Origin of the sequence: Zobellia russellii (genome assembly GCF_018728565.1) — a bacterium.
Classification (GTDB): Bacteria; Bacteroidota; Bacteroidia; order Flavobacteriales; family Flavobacteriaceae; genus Zobellia; species Zobellia russellii.
Genome location: NZ_JACSOI010000002.1, coordinates 410,726 through 430,483, shown reverse-complemented (window position 1 = coordinate 430,483; position 19,758 = coordinate 410,726). Strand labels below are relative to the sequence as shown.

The 19,758-nt window shown below is 38.5% G+C and carries 13 protein-coding genes; 6 read left to right on the top strand and 7 right to left on the bottom strand.

Annotated elements, in window-relative coordinates:
* Nucleotides 1–5: 5 nt before the first annotated feature.
* Both H9565_RS07360 and H9565_RS07355 read right to left on the bottom strand, forming a co-directional pair.
* Entirely contained in the window at nt 6–3,125 is a 3,120-nt protein-coding gene (locus H9565_RS07360) for an efflux RND transporter permease subunit (protein WP_215438565.1), read from the bottom strand.
* An 8-nt stretch (nt 3,126–3,133) separates the two neighbouring features.
* The gene (locus H9565_RS07355; RefSeq protein WP_215438564.1) at nt 3,134–4,204 is read right to left on the bottom strand and encodes an efflux RND transporter periplasmic adaptor subunit; all 1,071 of its coding nucleotides are present in this window, start codon (nt 4,202–4,204) and stop codon (nt 3,134–3,136) included.
* 182 nt (nt 4,205–4,386) lie between these two features.
* On the opposite strand from H9565_RS07355, the gene H9565_RS07350 reads away from it, so the two are divergent.
* Nucleotides 4,387–5,283, top strand: a complete 897-nt coding sequence (locus H9565_RS07350) for an AraC family transcriptional regulator (RefSeq protein WP_215438563.1) — start codon at nt 4,387–4,389, stop codon at nt 5,281–5,283.
* A gap of 109 nt (nt 5,284–5,392) precedes the next feature.
* On the opposite strand, the gene H9565_RS07345 is transcribed toward H9565_RS07350, so the two are convergent.
* On the bottom strand, nt 5,393–8,404 hold the full coding sequence (locus H9565_RS07345) for a TonB-dependent receptor (protein WP_246560367.1): 3,012 nt from the start codon (nt 8,402–8,404) through the stop codon (nt 5,393–5,395).
* Between the two features lie 61 nt (nt 8,405–8,465).
* Nucleotides 8,466–9,638 (bottom strand): FecR family protein, encoded by a 1,173-nt coding sequence (locus H9565_RS07340; RefSeq protein WP_215438562.1) that lies wholly within the window; start codon nt 9,636–9,638, stop codon nt 8,466–8,468.
* Between the two features lie 95 nt (nt 9,639–9,733).
* Here H9565_RS07340 and H9565_RS07335 point away from each other — a divergent pair, with 95 nt between their 5' ends.
* The gene (locus H9565_RS07335; RefSeq protein ID WP_215438561.1) at nt 9,734–10,291 is read left to right on the top strand and encodes an RNA polymerase sigma factor; all 558 of its coding nucleotides are present in this window, start codon (nt 9,734–9,736) and stop codon (nt 10,289–10,291) included.
* Here H9565_RS07335 and H9565_RS07330 read toward each other — a convergent pair.
* Both H9565_RS07330 and H9565_RS07325 read right to left on the bottom strand, forming a co-directional pair.
* Nucleotides 10,277–11,476 carry a fumarylacetoacetate hydrolase family protein gene (locus tag H9565_RS07330; protein WP_215438560.1) on the bottom strand — a complete coding sequence of 400 codons (1,200 nt, stop codon included), beginning with the start codon at nt 11,474–11,476 and terminating at the stop codon, nt 10,277–10,279. The two genes, H9565_RS07335 and H9565_RS07330, sit on opposite strands and share 15 nt — an antisense overlap.
* Before the next feature lie 778 nt (nt 11,477–12,254).
* Nucleotides 12,255–13,490: a 3-deoxy-D-manno-octulosonic acid transferase gene (locus H9565_RS07325; protein WP_215438559.1), complete on the bottom strand. Its 1,236-nt coding sequence runs from the start codon at nt 13,488–13,490 to the stop codon at nt 12,255–12,257.
* Nucleotides 13,491–13,581: 91 nt separating this feature from the next.
* Between H9565_RS07325 and H9565_RS07320 the strand changes: the two genes are divergently transcribed.
* From H9565_RS07320 to H9565_RS07310, 3 genes are all read left to right on the top strand, one after another.
* A complete protein-coding gene (locus H9565_RS07320) occupies nt 13,582–14,736 on the top strand; it encodes a DegT/DnrJ/EryC1/StrS family aminotransferase (RefSeq protein ID WP_215438558.1) in 1,155 nt (384 codons plus the stop codon).
* Between the two features lie 102 nt (nt 14,737–14,838).
* Nucleotides 14,839–15,855, top strand: a complete 1,017-nt coding sequence (gene galE, locus H9565_RS07315; RefSeq protein ID WP_215438557.1) for a UDP-glucose 4-epimerase GalE — start codon at nt 14,839–14,841, stop codon at nt 15,853–15,855.
* 86 nt (nt 15,856–15,941) lie between these two features.
* Nucleotides 15,942–16,295 carry a hypothetical protein gene (locus H9565_RS07310; protein WP_215438556.1) on the top strand — a complete coding sequence of 118 codons (354 nt, stop codon included), beginning with the start codon at nt 15,942–15,944 and terminating at the stop codon, nt 16,293–16,295.
* Here the strand turns inward: H9565_RS07310 and H9565_RS07305 are convergent.
* A complete protein-coding gene (locus H9565_RS07305; RefSeq protein ID WP_246560365.1) occupies nt 16,292–16,828 on the bottom strand; it encodes an alpha-ketoglutarate decarboxylase in 537 nt (178 codons plus the stop codon). The two genes, H9565_RS07310 and H9565_RS07305, sit on opposite strands and share 4 nt — an antisense overlap.
* A 97-nt stretch (nt 16,829–16,925) precedes the next feature.
* On the opposite strand from H9565_RS07305, the gene H9565_RS07300 reads away from it, so the two are divergent.
* Nucleotides 16,926–19,739, top strand: a complete 2,814-nt coding sequence (locus H9565_RS07300; RefSeq protein ID WP_215438555.1) for a 2-oxoglutarate dehydrogenase E1 component — start codon at nt 16,926–16,928, stop codon at nt 19,737–19,739.
* The last annotated feature ends 19 nt before the right edge of the window (nt 19,740–19,758 follow it).

Sequence of the window (19,758 nt, the reverse complement as noted above, 5' to 3'; positions counted from 1 at the left end):
TACTATTAAACATTAGTGTTGACCACTTCTTCCGTGGTAGTCTCATTATCCTCTTTTCTAAAGAACAACCAGTACAGCACAGGAAGAACAAATAAAGTAAGTACCATGGAGAACATGAGTCCGAATGCAATTACGGTACCCAACGGTCCCCATAAGCTAGAGCGACTAACGATCATAGGTATTACCCCAACAGCTGCTGCGGAAGATGTCAAGAAAATGGGGCGCATACGTCTTTCCGCTGCTAGAATAGCCGCTTTTTTAACACTATAGCCATGTTCATGCCTTAACTCATCTGCATAATCAATTAATATAATTCCGTTTCTTACTACAATACCACATAGCGCTAAAAGACCAAGAAATGAGGTAAATCCAAAAGGATACTGCATCAATATCAATCCTAAAGCCGCGCCAAAAATGCTCAATGGCATGGTGATAAAACTTAAAAGTGCGTGCATAAAGTTTTTGAAGTGCCATAGCAGTATCAAGAAAATCAATACCACACTAAGCATAAGGGAAAGTCCCATTGGTTTATTGTTCTCTATTTGCAGCTCGTACTCACCACCATACTCTATTCTGATATCCTCGGGAAAGGTAATTTCATCAATATGAGGTGTCATTTCTGCGAGTACCTCATTGGCAACCGCATCTTTGGTAATATCTACACGAACAGTAAGGCAACGGTTTCCATTTCTATTGGTAATTTGTTCTTGAGACCATTGCGGAGTAATCTCAGCTACTTGTCGTAAAGGAACCTTTGCTTGTTTCTGAGCAGAAATTATGGATAGCTGACGCAGATCCGATACATTTTGGCGATGCTGATTCTCACTTTTAATCTTCACATCAATGGTATACTCCTCATCCCAAACCTCTGTAGCTTTTAAACCTTTAGTGTTCACTGCAACGGCATTGGCAATATCCCTGTTGTTTAGACCTAGCCTTGCAGCTTCATTCTGCTTAACCTCCATTTTAACAGCTTCTTTCATACTGCCAAAGTCAGTTCTGCTCCAAAGTGTTTTTGGAGTATTACGTGCAATATTGATTATGGTATCGCCATACTTTTTAAGCTGATCAACATCATTACCATACAACCTTACCTCTATAGGCGCGTTTGCACCCGCCATATCCAATTGCTTCATTCTTAAATATGCATTTGGATACATATCCGCATATTTTTCATCATACTCGTTCAAAACCTCAACCGTAGCATCGTCAGATATGGTGGTTACCAAAATTTGCGCATAGTTTTTTGCTGGCAGGTTCGGTGCATACAGCGTATGGAAACGAGGAGAACTCTGACCAATAAAACTGGTGTAAAATGCTACACGTTCATCGGCTTTTAATACTTTCTCCAATCCGTTTACCACCTTGGTAGTTTCATCTAGACTACTCCCTGGGTTTAAATTGATCTCTATTGAGAATTGATTACGTTCCACTTTTGGAAATAATTGCTGGCTAATGCCTCCAAAAAGCAATACACCTACCACTACTGCCGCAATACCTAAACCAATGGTCAACTTATAACGCTCCATGGCTTTATTGACCGCATTGTCAAAAAAGGACTGCAGTCTATCCAGCATAGATTTTTTATCATCTTGTCCTTTTTCTTGAGGGTTATCATGTAATCCCTTTTTTATGAAAAGTGAATTAATGAAAGGCACCAATAAAATAGATATGATCAAGGATAATGTAAGCGCAATAATTATAACGTACGGAAATGCACTAATAAAATCTGATGCCACACCTTCCATGAAGAACAACAACGGATAAAATGTTGCCGAGATAGCCAATGTTGCGGTAAATACAGATGGAAAAAGTTCTTTGGCGCTACTAACGGCAGCTTCAGGTATTGACATACCCTCATCAAGTTTCTCTACATAGTTATCTATAATTACAATAGGATCATCTACCACAATACCCAGTACCACTATAAGTGCCGCTAACGTTACCGTATTCAGTTCTATTCCCATAAAGTACATTATGGCAAGTGTTGCTGAAATGGTAATAGGTATGGTTGCTGCCGCTACCGATGCCACCCTGAACGGAAGCAATATTAGGGTAACGATGATTACACCGATCAAGGCATAACCAAACTCTTTCATAAAGTGGCTTATAGAATGATCCACCACTTCTGGCTGATTCGCAATTTTTGTAATGGTAATATCACTTGGCAATTCACTGATCACCTTTTCTAATCGCTCATCTATTTCTTCACCAAATTGAACAATGTTGCCTTTCTTCGCCATTTCTAAAGTAATAATCATACCCTTAGAGCCACTAATGGTCAAATAAGAATCTGGGTCATCATATTCACGAACAACACGGGCAACATCTCGTACACGTATGATATTTCCGTTTTCTTCCGTTTTTATGGATTGATTGGCAATATCGGCTTCGGTCTTCAAGGTAGTTTCAAGATAAATAGGTCTTTCCCTTTCTGAATTTTCCAAGGTACCCGCGCTAACCACGGCACCTTGATTCTGTAAACTATTGGAAATACTGCTAGGTGTTATGCCATAACTAGCCAATTTATCTTGATCCACATACACGGCAATTTGCTCTGTAAGTCCGCCCGAATGCGAAATTTTTGCCATGTTATCTATCTGTCTTAATTCATCTTCGATATCCTCTACATGGTGTTGCAGATCTTTGTACGGTCTGGTATCTGACTGTACACCAAGAATTAAGGCTGCCGTACTACCAAAATCACTGTTTACCATAACACCCTGAACTTCTCTAGGAAGCTCAAGCTGTTGAAAGATCAACACCTCTGACTTTAACTTATTCCAAAACTGTTCAGTAGCATTATGGTCTATTTTGTCCGTTATCTCTACATAGATGTACATTAGACCATCCTTGGAATACGAATAGGTTTTGGTCTTATCAACCTCATTATACCCAAATAAAAACTCTTCTACTTTTGAGGTCAGTTCTTGCGCTACCTTTTCAGAAGAGGCACCCGGATACGACCCAATGATAAGACCTTGTCTTATGGTAAAGTCGGGGAATTCGTTTCTAGGCATGTTAAAAAGCCCATAAGCACCCATAAGCACCAAGCATAACGCAAGTACTATAGGAAATGTAGAATGTTTAAAGGCCCAATCTATGGCTCCGCTTTTTTTCTTCATCTTAAAAACTACTTAGCGTCATTAACAATTTCTACCGGTGTACTCTGTGTTAGTTTGTGATAACCAGATATAATAAGATGATCTCCTTTGGCTAGTCCCTTTTTAACCACTATACCACTATCATACAATTCGCCAGTTTCTATATATTTTCTTTCTGCAATACCATTATCTACTATATATACATACTGTTTACCATCTTCTGTAACCGCAATACTTTCTGAAGGAATTACGATAACCTCTTTTACATTTTTACCATTGTCTACCTTATCCTGTAAACGCACATTACAGGTCATACCAGGTTTTATCTGTTTATTAGGATTGTGCAATTTTACATACGCCGTATACACTGGTGAACCTTGATTGGATTGTATGGAAACTTCATCCACAATTCCTATAACTGATTTGTCCAATGTTGGGAGATTTACATTTGCGGAATCACCTTTTGTTATGGAATTGATTTCTCCATCAGGTATTGGAAATACAGCTTTTACAGCGTTAATATTCACGATCTCCACTACCGGTTGACCAGGTTGTGCCAAATCTCCAACATCCATCATTTTGTCACTAACATACCCGTCCATTGGGGCATATAGTTTTGCATGGCGCACATTTTCATAGGTCATTTTTGCAGCTGCCTGTGCCTGTTCATATTGTGATCTAGCTTCTAACATTCTTATCTCTGCAATACTTCCTTTTTGGAAAACATTATTGATACGCTCGTAATTTTCTTTTGCCAAACGTACCTGGGCAAGTTGTTGCTCATATTGGCTAGAGTAAATAGTAGCATCAATTTGCGCGACCAATTGGTTCTTCTTTACAAAGTCGCCAATAGATACAGGAACATGTAATACATTGCCCGATACTTGAAAGCTAGACTTTATAGCTACATCTGCTTCTATTGTACCATTATAAGCTACTTTACCTTGAGAATTATTGGTATTGAGACCAACGTTCATAACCTCTACCTTAATGGTTTTATTTACCTTGGGTTTTTCTTCGTTACCACAACTTATAGTTAATAGCACCAAAAAAACAATTGAAAGACTTTTTGGTAGATACCACAGGTATTTATTCTTCATACCAAATTTAGATTTACGCATCATATTAGAATTATCTATTTTGAGGCGCAAAGTTAATGTAGCATTTAATCGCAAAAATGGTAATTAAATATCCTATTATGGTATTATTAGAACATTACACCATAAAAAAGCACTATTTAGCTCATAAAATGGTAGTTTTAAATAAATAAATACCATTTTTTATGGAAGATATACCACAAATTGGAATACCGGAACTGTATGCTGATTACGCAAATCAAAAGAGTAGCACGCAGCCGAAATTTATTTTACTGAAGCCTGAAAATATGCCCGAATACATAAAAAGTGGCAATCCGTTTAGAAACGTTAACTACGGCATCTCATTTTTTGTGGAAAGTAATAGTGAGCTAAATATTGATTTTAATAGTTACAAACCCAAAAAAAACACGGTCTATTTTGGTAGCCCCGGGCAAGTTTTCGCTATTAATGGTGAGTTTACAGAAGGTATTGGCGTACTCTTTCAGGCTGACTTTATCCTAAGACATGGAGCACAACAATGGTTACAATCCTTACCCATTTTCAATAGATTTTTAAGTGAGCCTTTTATTGAATTATCAGAAGAAGATTTACTGATGTTTCAACGGCTTATAAATGAAATGGACACAGAATATGTGAATGATGATTTTTTAAAATACGAAATGCTTGAAGCTCAACTCACCCAAGTTCTCGTAAAACTATCAAGACTTTACAGAGCTTCAAAAGAGAATAAAGTAACTGTTGACACCCAGCATATGATGGCTTTAGAGTCTTTAATAAACAAACAGTTTAAGAATAATAGAAGTGTGGTAGATTATGCCGCTCAATTATATATGACGCCCCAAAACCTTAACCGCATTACCAAAAAGGCAATGGGAAAGAGCGTAAGTGAACTGATCAATGAAAAGTTGATTATAGAAATAAAAAGGTATCTAGTATATACGGATATGAGTAGCGAAGAAATTGCCCATTTCTTTAATTTTTATGACAATTCATACTTTACAAAAACATTTAAAAAAGCTGTAGGTGAAACCCCTAAAGCCTTTAGAAAGAAGCAGAAAGAACTACTAAATGTAGATGGTTAATTTAATATTTCTTATTGTGATTGTAAATAGGGTCGAAAAATAAAAAAGCCACTCAACATACAATTGAGTGGCTTTTGGCACTTAGCTAAAACAAATATAAGTGCTTGTTTTAGAAGGTAAATGCGAGTCTTGCATAGTAATAAGAACCTGCAAAGCCCATTTGTACGGCATCCCAGTACCCGCCTGAATCAGACCAGTCATCTTGTTGGTCAGGATATACGTTAAACAGATTATTACCACCTACACTTAGTTTTAAACTTTCAGATAGTTCAAACCCAAAATTTAGATCGGTAACTATTTTTGCACTATACCTATCGGTTGCTCCATCTAATAAATCGGCTTGCGAAGAATAACCTAAATCAGCAAAATCCTCAAAAATCTGGTAGTCAATGAGTTCTATTTCACTAAAACGGGTAAAGCTTAGTGCAGCATCAAACCAACCTTTTGTGTAGTTTAGGTTTAAGTTCAATTTACTATCAGGTGCAGAGGCCAATAAGAAACCTTTGTCACGCTCACCAAAGAAAGTGTTTTCATCTAAACTTCCGTTATTTACATTATCAATCTTCATATCATTGAAGTTGGCCAAAAAGGTTACGCCAAATGAACTATTTTCCGAAAGCGTATTTTTGTAAGCTAAAATAACATCAAGACCTGAAGTTTGAGTATCTACACCATTTACAAAGAATTGAGCCGAATTTACATTGGGTATCTGCGGTGCAGGGAAATCTCCCGTAAGTACAATACGGTCTTTAATTTTTATATAGTAACCATCTACCGTTGCGGTAAAGTTTCCGGCTTTGGCGGTGAAGCCTAGTGCGGCATTAAATGCTTTTTCTTCTTTTAATGGCCCTATACCGAAAGAAGCGGTAACCGGACTGTTATTTGGAGAAAGAAGCGATTCCGAAGCTACACCACCAATAAAGTTGGTGAATTTAAGGTTGTAGTAGATTTGCGCTAATGAAGGTGCTCTAAAACCTGAACTAACGGAACCTCTTATGTTAATGTTCTCGGATGCTTTTAATCTTGCCGCCAACTTACCGTTAGTGGTACTTCCAAAATCACTAAAATACTCAAAACGAGCGGCACCGCTGACCAAGAATTTTTCGGTAACGTCCAGTTCTAAATCTCCATAAAGTGAAACGTTGCTTCTGCTTCGGTCTACTTCGTTGGCAGGACTATAACCGGGGAAACCTTGTGAGCCTCCAGGTCTTTGATTGCCCGTTATCGGATCCGTAGGAATGGTCTGTGTGGCAGGGTTTGTAATTAGCACACCATCTACATCAAAAGTTCCGTATGACGAGGCCTCACCTGCAAAAATCTCAAAATTCTCGGTTTTGTACTCTGCACCAAAGGCTAGGTTCATACCGGACATGATATCTTCATAAAATTTAGAAACATCCAAGTTGGTTACGTTTTGGCTAAGGCTGTGTCCACCAGCGTCGAAATCTGTAGGTGATGTTTCTTCAAGAGAAGCATTTAAAGAACCTTTAATAAAGTAATGGAACAAATTCTTTCCGAAAGTGTTACTTATATCTACGTTCCAACCGTTTTCCATTTCAGTTCGTACCCCAACAGCAACAGAGTTATCAATAATATTAGAAGTGATACGAGGTGTAAAAGCATTAGGGTAAATACTTACTACATTACGTTCAGTAGGATTGTTCCGGGTAAAGGCAAAGGCATCTGTATCTCTATAGTTTCTACCTCCAAAAGCGTAGATTTCCGTATTATCCGTAACCGGAATGTTTATGTTTCCAAAGAAATTAAACCCATCTATAGCAGCCTCGCCAAAGCCCCTTCTAAAATCAAAACCAGGTCTTAGAATTTTGTTTTTGGCTATGTACTCCGTAGTAAAGTTGGCGTAACCTTCTTCACCAATCTTAACACCATAATTAGCAGCGAATTTTATAGACCCACCGTCAAAGTTTTGATCGTCACCTATGGCGTTTCCATCTCTTTCCGTGTCTAGTCGGTTACCTTCTGTGTTGGGTGTCCCATCAGGGAAATCTCCTTGGGCATTGGTACTATAGGCACCATAGCTAATAGACCCGGAAAGTTCATCCGTTCTATCTTTTAGTACAATATTAATAACACCGGCAATGGCATCCGAGCCATACTGTGCAGATGCACCGTCCCTTAAGATTTCTATTCTTTTAATTGCAGACGATGGAATGGCATTAAGATCGGTACCCGTGTTGCCTCTACCACGTGTTCCAAATACGTTGATCAATGAAGATTGGTGTCTTCTTTTCCCGTTGATCAGAACCAAGGTTTGGTCAGGACCCAGACCACGTAAAGAAGCGGGGTCAATATGATCTGCTCCATCGGATCCGGACTGTTTGTTCGCATTAAAAGAGGGTGCCGCATATTGTAATAATTGGTTTACCTCAATTTTACCCGTTTTGGAAACCACATCCTCCATAGGAATTACGTCAACTGCGGTAGCTGTCTCCGTAGAAGTCCTGTTGGGGTTTCTTGAGCCCACAATAACCACATTGTCTAACTGGGCTGCAGCTTCGTTCAAGGTAATGTTAAAAGAACTTTTTCCGGCAATGGCCACTTCCAAGGTTTCGTACCCAATATAAGATACAACAAGAACAGCGGTGTCATCTGGAGCGGTAATGGTAAAATTACCGTCAAAGTCGGTTTGTGCTCCTGTTGTGGTCCCTTTGATTACGACACTCGCTCCGGAGAGGGGTTCGCCGGATGCATCCTTAACGGTACCTTGAATCTCCCTTTCTTGGGGTAAACTGGGGGCTTCTGTTTTCTTGGTGAGTACAATTTGCTTTCCGTTTATCTTAAAATCGAAATTGGCCTTTTCAGAAAGCTTGGTCAATACCTGTTCAAGTGCTTCCTCTTTGGCGTGAAACGAAATCTTTCTGGTATCGTCTATCTCTTTTGTATTGTAGAAAAAACGATATTGGGTTTGCGTTTTTATTTCGTTCAAGATGTTTTTTAGCGGCGTATTCTCATAATCCAACTCAATCTTTTTTTGAGATGTTGTGCCCGCGCTCACCTGAAAAACAATAAAGAACAGCGAAAACAAATTGAGCATGGTCTTTAGATTTAGTTGCTTGAGGCGCTTGGTGGCCCGAGCACTGTGTTTTTGGTTTTTTTTCATGATCATTGTGAATTTGATAGTTACTAATTAGTTGTTTTTGTTTATAAATGAGAGTGTTACATTAGCTTTTGCTTTTTATGGTTATTGTGTTTTGATTTATTGTATAATTAAATGGAGTGCTAAGTGAAATTGTATTGAGTATAGACTCTATGCTTTCATTTTCAAATTCGCCTTTAAAGACTTCATTGTTTAGATGTTGTGCGTTATTTTGAAATTTTACTTGATGAATCCTTTCAAGTTTGACCAGGATTTCGGAAAACTTAAGGTTATCAATAATTAGTTTGTTCTGCATCCAGGCGGTATAAAGCTCTGTCTGCACTTTTGCTTTGCTAAAGTTACTTTCGGACTTTTTGTAATTGGCCTGGAAACTTGGGGTCAGGTTTATTTCGTTGCTAGGAGCGTTAGATTCGTTAATACTGACTTTGCCTTCTACTAATGTAGTAGCAATGGTTTCATCGTTTTGGTATGACGAAACATTAAATTGTGTGCCTAGCACTTTAACGGTAAGACCTTGGGTCTTTACCAAAAATGGCTTTTTCTTGTTTTCGGTAACATCAAAAAAGCCTTCGCCCTCAAGAAAAACAGTTCTGTTTACTAAAGAATCATTATTAAAATTGGTAGGAAACTTTAGCCTGGAACCGGCGTTTAACCAAACAGAAGTGCCATCGGACAGTTTAAGTTTAAAGGTCTGCCCGTAGGGAATATAAATTTCGTTATAAACCACCGGCATATATCTATTCTGGTTTTTGGACTGAAAGCTGAGTTCGCCTCTGTTTTTGTCGGCAATTATGTTTCCGTCCGCATCCGTCAATACCTCAGAACCATTACTGGATAGAATTTTGGTGCTGCCGTCTGCCAAAGTAATGGTTATGTGCTCAATGGGTTCTTGATCAGTATCAATGCCCGATATAATGGGTTCTGCCTTATTTGTTGAGAATGGAGAGTTCGGGAGCTTTAAGCCTCCCAATACCAACAGTATGCCTAAAGTAGCAAAGGATAGGCCGTAAAAAAGCCGTTTTCGGTTGCGTTTTTTTGCTGAAATTCTAGCGTTAAAGGTTGAAAAGCCTTTTTCAAAATCAAAAGTTGAAGCGGTTTCTTTATTGGATTCCCTAATTCTCTTTTTAAAGATGCTTAAATTGACCTCATTTGTAGATACCCAGGTCTTTAGGTGTGTTTTCTCTTCGGAAGAAATAGTCCCGTCCAGCCATTTAGAAATTAGTTCGTGGTAATTCATAAATATTTACACCTTTTAACTTAATGATGCATAATTGTCAAAAAACCCCTACTTATGAATGATTTTTATTTAAATTTGAAAGAATACTATAAAGAATGAACGAACAGAAACTGGTCAAAAAGATGCAGAGCGGCAATGCCGAAGCGTACCGGTATTTGTTTTCCGAATACTATGATTGGTTGTGTAACTACATTTTTAAAATGTGTAACAATCGCTATTTAGCAGAGGATATTGTTCAGGATACTTTGGTGCATTTATGGGAAAAACGAGCTCAGTTACATATTAATGGTTCGGTAAAGAATTATTTGTTCAAATGTTGTTACAATCAATTTTTACAACACGTTAGAGCAAAGAAAATAAACTTTGATACCTTGGATAAAATCAAATGGGAAGTTATTGCCGATACCGCTTTTGAACGGGACAGGGTAGACGAGAAGCTAGAAAATCTAAACGTTCTTATTTCGCAGCTGCCACCGCGGTGTAAAGAAGTTTTCGTGCAAAATAAGTTGGAAAAAAAGAAATACAAGCAGATTGCATTGGATATGGGTATCTCCATTAAGACGGTAGAAAACCAAATGTCTAAAGCGCTGCACTTTTTAAGACAGCATGCTACTACTTTCTTATTACTGAGTCTAAGTCTAACTTTTCTTTAAACTTCTTTTTAAGACATAGCTTGTATAAGCTCCAATGCCAAATTTCCACTTGGGTATTTTATCGCAAGTATTAACCCAATTGATAAGTGTTCCTAAATGAGCTGAGGAAATGTTTACTTGATCCCCTTTTTTATGAGTAAAGCCCAATCCTTTTTTACCACGATCCTCCGTAGGGGCGAACATGGTGCCTAAAAAGAGAACAAGACCATCTGGGTATTGGTGGTTCTTGCCTATCACCTGAGAAACCAGATTTTCAGGAGTGCGACTGATCTCTTTCATTTTATTGCTTCCAGAGGTGGTAAAACCATCTTTTCCTTCCATGGCAAATTCCACATCGCAATTTTTAACATCATCTAGAGAGAAAGTGTCATCAAACAAACGAAACATAGGGCCTATGGCGCAAGAACCATTCTGGTCTTTAGCCTCGCCTAGTAAAAGGGCGCTCCTGCCCTCATAGTCACGAAGGTTTACGTCATTACCCAATGTGGCGCCCACTATTTTGCCGGAAGAGGATACCGCAAGTACAATTTCCGGTTCGGGATTGTTCCATTTAGAACTTTTTAAAACACCTATTTCCGCACCAAAACCAACGGCGGATAACGGTTGGGCTTTTGTGAAAACCTCTGCGTCATTTCCTATACCTACTTCAAGATATTGAGACCAAAGACCTTTTTTTTGTAATTCTTCCTTGAGCTTCTCGGTCTCGGGAGAACCGGCTACTACTTTACTTAAATCATTGCCTAATGTGGCGTATATGGTCTGGCGGATGTCATTGGCCGCATGGGCATCTCCTTTGGCTCTTTCTTCAATGACTCTTTCCAGTAGGCTTTTGATAAAAGTAACACCACAAGCCTTTATAGCCTGAATATCATTTGGAGCAATGAAATATGGAATCTTGGGATTTCTATTGAAATACAGAGAGTTCTTAAGAATGTCCGTTACTTTACCAAGTTTGGGCAAATTGGTCAATGCCTTTAATTTGGTAACGGGGTCTTTACTATTGATTAATTCGCTGGTAGAATTGTAATGTGCAGAAAGATCATAAACGTTTCCTTTTCTGGCTAGAACTACGTGGGGTCCAGCCACTCCATTATATGCTTTTTTTGATGGTACAGCGCATCTGCCTATCCATGTACCTGTTTCCGCCAATTGGGGGATAAGGGTGTTCAAGTCAATGTATTTCATTTTGTAGTATTGGTGGTCTTAGAAAATACGTAAATAAATCTAGTTTGGATGTTTGTACTTTTGGATGAAAACTAGGGCTTTTATTAAGATAGGTCTATTAAACAATAGAAAGATTACACGTATTATAGGAATTTAGAGATTGAGTACGAACTGCTCTAAATTCTAAATATAAATTGAAGCTCCTGCTGGGGGCTGGGAAAATTATGAAGGATACAGGCTTTAGCGTGAGATTGACTATTAAGGAAACTTAAGTTTGGAAAAACCTGGGAGCAGGTAAGGAAATCTCTGTTGGATATAGTAAATAGAACAGGTTATGCTATGAACCTACTTGTAATTTTATGAAAATTTAAAGGCCCTTCTACAGGGCCATTTTTATGTTCGGTCAATTCAATGTTTTTAGGGTGCTATAAGATTCCTATCAAATCTAAAACGAGTGCCACCGGTACTGCTAATAAGATAAATACCAGACAGGCAATCATAATTCTAAGAAATCCATTGAGCATTTTTACTCCAAAAGTTAGCTCTTGTTCCATAAGTGTTAGATTTCTTTAAATTTAAGAAATTAATAAATATGAAGCTTGATTTTTGCGAATTATTTGACTTAACTGACTTATGTTTAGTATGTTTCTTGGTTGAAGTGTGTAATAAAAACGGTGAAACGTATCTTGGTTAAATGGAAATACCGATTATTCAGGTAACTTGCATCACTTTTTTAGAGGGAATCACAAGTTTATGAAAACCTGGATTCTTGCAAAAGGGGTAAATTTTAAATAGAAATTTACAGGAGCTTTCGAATGTGGTTCATGATTTCCGAGCTGGCCCCTTTATTTTTGGAAATGTAGCCTGCATTTATTTCGCCTGTCTTTTTTCGGAATTCGGGACTATCTAAGAATTTTTTCAACAGTTCACCAAATGTCCATTGGTCTTTTATGGGGTAAATACCCTTCCGGTCTACCAAATCTTCCGCTTCTTTAAACCCTTCGTAATGAGGTCCAATAATAACCGGTATTCCAAAAACAGCTGGTTCTAAGGTATTGTGCAATCCGGTAGAAAAAGCTCCGCCAACGTAGGCGATATCGGCATAACTATAAATTTTTGTGAGCATCCCTATATTGTCAATAATTAACACATCATAATCGCGAAGATTGTTGTTATCAATTTTTGAGTAGAGTGTGGTTTTTTTTGTAAATGCACCGGCAAGGCCCAAAATTTTATCCTTTTTTATAGTATGTGGGGCTAGTACGTACTTTAAGTTTTTAGGAGCATGGTTAATGTGGTCTATTAATATGGTTTCGTCTTCGGGCCAAGTGCTTCCGGCAACAAAACATAGTTTATCGTTTTTAAAGACTTCCATAAAATCCAAGGTGTTATCTCTATCCAAAATTTCGGAAACACGATCTAAGCGGGTGTCCCCACTAGTTTCGGTATTGGTTATTCCAATGGATTTCAATAGTTTTTTTGAATTTTCGTCCTGAACGAAATAGCCCGAGAATTTTTTTAATGTATTTTTCATAAATCCGCCGTAAGGCTTAAAGTAAACTTGGCTTTTTTTGAACAAGGCAGAAATTAAAATGGCCGGGACTTTGTTGGCTTCCAATGCCCTTACATAATTAGGCCAAATCTCATATTTTATAAAAATGGCCAAGTCTGGATGTACGGATTTTATGAAGCGAGATGCATTTTTTTTGGTATCCATTGGCAAGTAGGCCACAACATCTGCTGCTGAGGTATTCTTTTTTACCTCGTATCCTGATGGAGAAAAAAAGGTGACTACAATTTTATGGGTAGGGTATTCTTTTTTTAGCTTTTCTATAATAGGGAGCCCTTGCTCAAATTCACCTAGTGAAGCGGCATGTACCCAAAGTGTTTTGTCTTCTTTGGAAATAGCGTTGTCCAGTAGGTAAAAGGAATGCTTTCGGCCGTTTACGAACAACTTTAATTTAGAATTGAAATGGGCCAGAATTTTCAGGAAGAACCAAGAAATCTGAACAATCACATTATAGATGCTATGCACTGATTCATATTTTGGGCTAAATTACACTTCTTTACATAAAATTGTACTGCTTGGTTTCGTATTTTTGCACAGATTTATATAATTCATTGCGATGAAAAAAATTCAAATGGTCGACTTGGGAGGCCAGTACGAAGGAATAAAAGAACAGGTAAATTCGGCTATAGCTACTATAATGGAAACTTCGGCCTTTATAAACGGTCCGGAAGTACAGTCGTTTCAAAAGGAGTTGGAAGAATACTTAGGTGTAAAACACGTTATTCCCTGTGCCAATGGTACGGATGCTTTGCAGATTGCCATGATGGGCTTGGGGCTCCAGCCTGGAGATGAGGTAATTACTGCAGACTTTACTTTTGCTGCCACCGTAGAGGTAATTGCCCTTTTGCAATTAACACCGGTGTTGGTAGATGTGGAGCCGGATTCGTTCAATATAGATATTGCGGCTGTTGAAAAGTCCATTACGCCTAAAACCAAAGCCATTGTTCCTGTTCATTTGTTTGGGCAATGTGCCAATATGGATGCTATTATGCAATTGGCGGAACAGCATAATCTATATGTTATAGAAGATAATGCACAAGCTATTGGAGCTGATTATTTGTTCGATAATGGGGGTAAACAGAAAGCTGGAACCATAGGTCATGTGGGCGCTACTTCTTTCTTTCCCTCAAAGAATTTAGGGGCATATGGTGATGGGGGAGCAATCTTTACCAATGATGATGAATTGGCGCATACATTAAGAGGTGTTGTAAACCATGGTATGTATGAGCGCTACCATCATGATGTGGTAGGGGTCAATTCTAGATTGGATTCTATACAGGCGGCGGTGCTTCGTGCAAAACTGCCAAAGTTAGATGAGTACTGTGACCGTAGGAGACAAGCGGCCCGAAGTTATAATTCCGCTTTTAAGGGGCAAGAACATATTATTACGCCTGTAACGACCAAGTGCAAAAATGAGATTTGCCAAGATTGTACCTGCCACGTATTTCATCAGTATACATTAAGGGTCACCAACGGAAAACGAGATGCTTTGGTAAAGCATTTGGCTGAGAACGATATTCCTTGCGGGGTTTATTACCCTATTCCCTTACACAAGCAAAAAGCCTATGCGGATGAGCGTTATAATGAAGCTGATTTTCCGGTTACGAACCAATTGGTGAAAGAAGTTATTTCATTGCCTATGCATACAGAGCTGGATGATGAGCAAATAGATTTTATTACAACAACAGTTTTAAATTTTGTAAATGGTTAAGAGTGCTTTCGCTTCTTAATCATGGATTTTTAAAAATGAACTAGATTATAAATTATAGAAGGAACCAAACAGGTGTTTTATAGGTTTCGAAAAAATTGAACTATGAAAATATTAGTGACCGGCGGGCTCGGGTTTATTGGATCGCATACAGTGGTAGAACTTCAGAACAAGGGGTTTGAGGTGGTAATAATAGATGATTGTTCAAATTCATCCGAAAAAGTATTGGAGGGTATTTCTTCAATAAGCGGTAAAATGCCACTTTTTGAAAAAATAGACTTAAAGGAAAAGGCAAAGGTTGAAGATTTTTTCAGAAGACATCAGGATATTGAAGGGGTAATTCACTTTGCAGCCTCAAAAGCAGTTGGTGAAAGTGTTGAGAAGCCTCTTCTGTATTACGAAAACAATATTGGTACACTGGTATATCTATTAAAGGAACTGTCTAAGAAAGACAATTCCAATTTTATATTTAGCTCTTCTTGTACGGTTTACGGTCAAGCCGATGAAATGCCTATTAGTGAGAAAGCCCCAGTAAAACCGGCAGAATCGCCTTATGGTAATACCAAGCAGATGGGCGAAGAAATAATTCGCGATACCTGCGCTATTACGCCTGCATTGAATGCGATAGCGTTGCGCTATTTTAATCCTATGGGAGCGCACCCGAGCGCTAAAATTGGGGAGTTGCCTATTGGTGTGCCACAAAATCTAGTGCCGTTTATTACGCAGACTGGTGTGGGTCTAAGAGAGCAGCTATCTGTTTTTGGGGATGATTACCCTACTGAAGATGGCACTTGTGTTCGTGACTATATTTATGTAGTAGATTTAGCTCAAGCACACGTACAGGCACTACAGCGGTTGTTGGATAATAAAAACGAAGATAACTACGAAGTCTTTAATCTAGGTACTGGAAAAGGAAGTTCAGTGTTAGAGGTAATACACAGTTTTGAAAAAGTTTCAGGAAAAAAACTGAACTATAAAATTGTAGATAGAAGACCTGGTGATGTTATATCTGCTTATGCGGATACAAAGAAAGCAAATGAAGTTTTGGGCTGGAAAGCTCAATATACATTAGATGAAGCAATGAAATCCGCTTGGGAGTGGGAACAAAAAATTAGGGCTTAACCTAATTGTCTTGTGTTTTCTGTAACTAGAGGTTATTTTTTTTGTAAATCCAAAACCAACGTTACACTCAACAACGTAGTTAATTTATGGTTTTGAATTTTTCCAATAGTACAGAATTGCTTGCCAATGCAGAAAAGAACGACCTTTATAAAAAGTTGGTTGCCCAATTGATAAAGGATTTTGGTCTGGCCAATATTCATATTGGCCTTAGTCCAGATGTACATCCGGAGGGTTTAAAAAGTGTTCTAAAGGAGAAAATATATCACCTTATCATGGAGCGTTTTTCTGAATACCTCAATTTGCTCTACATTGTAGATGTTCCGGAGAAGGCCTTTAAAGAAATAACCGTCACCGATGTAGTTGAGGTAGCGGATCAAGTGGCCTTTCTCATATTAAAAAGAGAACTACAAAAGGTATGGCTTAAAAGCAAGTACTCCTAAAAGTAGACCCTCACAAAAGGAAGCCAGGCATTTGCATAAATACTCTTATTGTCATCATAGAGCAGGTTGTAGCTAATTCCAAGCGTAAAATTCCGGTCTGTATATCCCAGTCCTAGGAATAGTGCCGGAGACCAATAATTGTCTTCAATATCAGGAAAACCGTTAATAGCAATTGATCGGTTAATTCGTAATTGCTCTAATTCAGCAGAAATTTGAAGAAATGGTAAAGGGTTGTACAAAGAAAGGATGCTGCCGCCATAAGCGTACCTTTTGTCATTGTTCAATTTGGCATAGTTAAACGTTAAACTAACGCCACTGGAAAATTGATTGTTGAATTGATATATGGCACTAGGTGAGACAGATGCATTAAAGCCGCCATTGGTGAGTCCAAAACCTAGCCCGCCTCCAAATTTTACGTTATTCCAGAAGTCTGAAGGTGCAGAAGTGTTCTGTGCGGAACAATTTAATGCAAAAACGATAAGAAATAACCCTAAAAAAGTACTTTTTGGGATCTTATAAAGTTTTTTAATCATTATCTTTATTTTTTCAAAATTGCATACTAAGATACATCCCAGAAATGGGAAATATTGTATTTTTGTACCCATTTATTTGCATGACAGAGAATCTTCTATGGACAAATATTCCTTTCTAAATACCGCTCATACTTCTTTTTTTGCGGAATTATACGACAAGTATCTTATCAATCCCGACAGTGTAGAACCTAGTTGGCGTGCCTTTTTTCAAGGTTTCGATTTTGGAACCGAATCTGCTCTTGACGGGTTGGATGTTGAGGCTTTAATAGCTGAGAGTGGCGCACAGGGCGGTGCTGTACAGCAAATGCCGGAGTCGCTTCAAAAGGAGTTTCAGGTTATTCGCTTGATTGATGGTTACCGTAGCCGAGGGCATTTGTTTACTAAAACAAACCCTGTTCGCGAACGTAGACAATATGAGCCTACACTGGATATTGAGAACTTTGGACTCTCACAAGGTGATATGGATACGGTTTTCAATGCCGGTGAGATTATTGGTATTGGAGCAAGTAGTCTAAAAGAAATTATTGATCATTTACAACATATTTATTGCGATGCTATTGGTGTTGAATATATGTATATCCGTAAACCGGAGCGTGTTGAGTGGATTCAGAATTGGTTGAACGTAAATGACAATCACCCAAAATTTGATGCCGAGCACAAAAGACGGATTCTGAAAAAATTGAATCAGGCTGTTTCGTTCGAAGGTTTTTTGCATACTAAATATGTAGGTCAGAAACGATTTTCCCTAGAAGGTAATGAGTCATTGATTCCTGCTTTGGATGCTGTAGTGGAGCGTGCTGCCGAGCTTGGTGTAGAGCAGTTTGTTATGGGAATGGCCCACAGGGGGAGACTTAATGTACTTACCAATATTTTTGGAAAAGCCGCAAAGGATATCTTTAGCGAGTTTGATGGTAAGGATTATGAGCAAGAGATTTTTGATGGTGATGTAAAATACCATTTAGGCTGGACGTCCGAACGTAAAACGGATAACGGTAACAGAATAAAAATGAACATTGCACCCAATCCATCGCATTTGGAAACCGTTGGTGCCGTTGTAGAGGGTATAGCCCGTGCAAAACAAGATGCTCATTTTCCGGATGACTTTTCAAAAGTATTGCCAATAGTTGTGCATGGTGATGCGGCTATTGCAGGTCAAGGTCTTGTGTACGAGTTGGTTCAGATGGCTAATTTGGATGGCTATAAGACCAACGGAACTATTCATATGGTGGTCAATAACCAGATAGGTTTTACCACAAACTATTTAGATGCACGTACGTCTACCTACTGTACGGATGTGGGTAAAGTTACTTTAAGTCCTGTTCTGCATGTAAATGCAGATGATGCAGAAGCTGTGGTGCATGCCTCACTTTTTGCTCTGGAATACCGTATGCGTTTTAATAGAGATGTGTTTATTGATTTGCTAGGGTATAGGAAGTATGGTCATAATGAAGGTGATGAGCCTCGTTTTACACAACCTAAATTGTACAAGGCTATAGCTAAGCATCAAAATCCGCGTGATATATATGCGGAAAGATTGTTGGCGGAAGGAATTATAGAGGCCGACTATGTAAAAAAATTAGAAGAGGAATACAAGGCTTCTTTGGAAGAAGAGCTTGTGGATTCCCGTAAAGAAGATAAAACGGAAATCACTCCCTTTATGGCGGACGAATGGAAAGGTTTTTCCAATGTTCGTGAGTGGGAGATGATGGAGAAAGTGGATACCACTGTTGATAAGGAGGAACTTACCAAGGTGGCAAAGGTAATCACACAACTGCCAAAGGATAAGAAATTCTTGCGTAAGGTAGAGAAATTGGTGAGAGACCGTAAAAACATGTTCTTCGAGACCGATAAGCTAGATTGGGCTATGGGCGAATTATTAGCTTATGGTACTTTGTTGCAAGAGGGCTATGGTGTGCGTATGTCCGGTCAAGATGTGGAACGTGGTACTTTTTCGCATAGACATGCCGTAATGAAGGTGGAGGAGAGTGAAGAAGAGGTAATGTTGTTAAATCATCTTAGTGATAAACAAGCTAAGTTTCAGATTTATAACTCATTATTGTCCGAGTATGGTGTGGTTGGTTTTGATTATGGATATGCCATGGCCAGTCCCAATACATTAACCATCTGGGAGGCGCAGTTTGGGGATTTTAGTAATGGTGCCCAAATTATGATAGACCAGTATATCTCTGCGGCAGAAGATAAGTGGAAACTACAGAACGGATTGGTAATGTTGCTTCCACATGGTTATGAAGGTCAAGGAGCGGAACATTCCTCTGCTCGTATGGAAAGATATTTGCAGCTTTGTGCAAGGGACAATATGTACATAGCAGATGTTTCAACTCCAGCTCAGATGTTCCATATTTTAAGAAGGCAGATGAAAGTTAATTTCAGAAAACCTCTTATCATATTTACGCCAAAAAGTTTATTGAGGCATCCAAAGGCAGTTTCGTCCGTAGATGAATTGGCAACCGGTAGTTTTCAAGAAGTTATAGATGATGCTTCCGTAACTGTAGAAAAGGTAAAGACTCTTGTATTCTGTACCGGTAAATTTTATTATGATTTATTGGCGGTAAAAGAAGAGCAGAATAGGGAAGATGTGGCATTGGTTCGTGTAGAGCAATTGTTTCCGCTTCCGGCTGAAAAAATGAAGGAAATCATTGCAAAATATGACAAGGTGGACGATTTGGTGTGGGCACAGGAAGAGCCAAGAAACATGGGGGCTTGGAGTCATATGATGATGCATTTTAGTGATTCGCACAAATTCAGGGTAGCTTCAAGAAGATTTTATGCTTCTCCAGCGGCCGGTAGTGCGGTGCGTTCAAAAATGAGACATCAGCAAGTAATTGATTATGTATTCGATAAGACAAAGAATAATATGTCAAAACCAATACCTAAACCTACTAACGATTAAGTTTTAGGCGATTTTAATA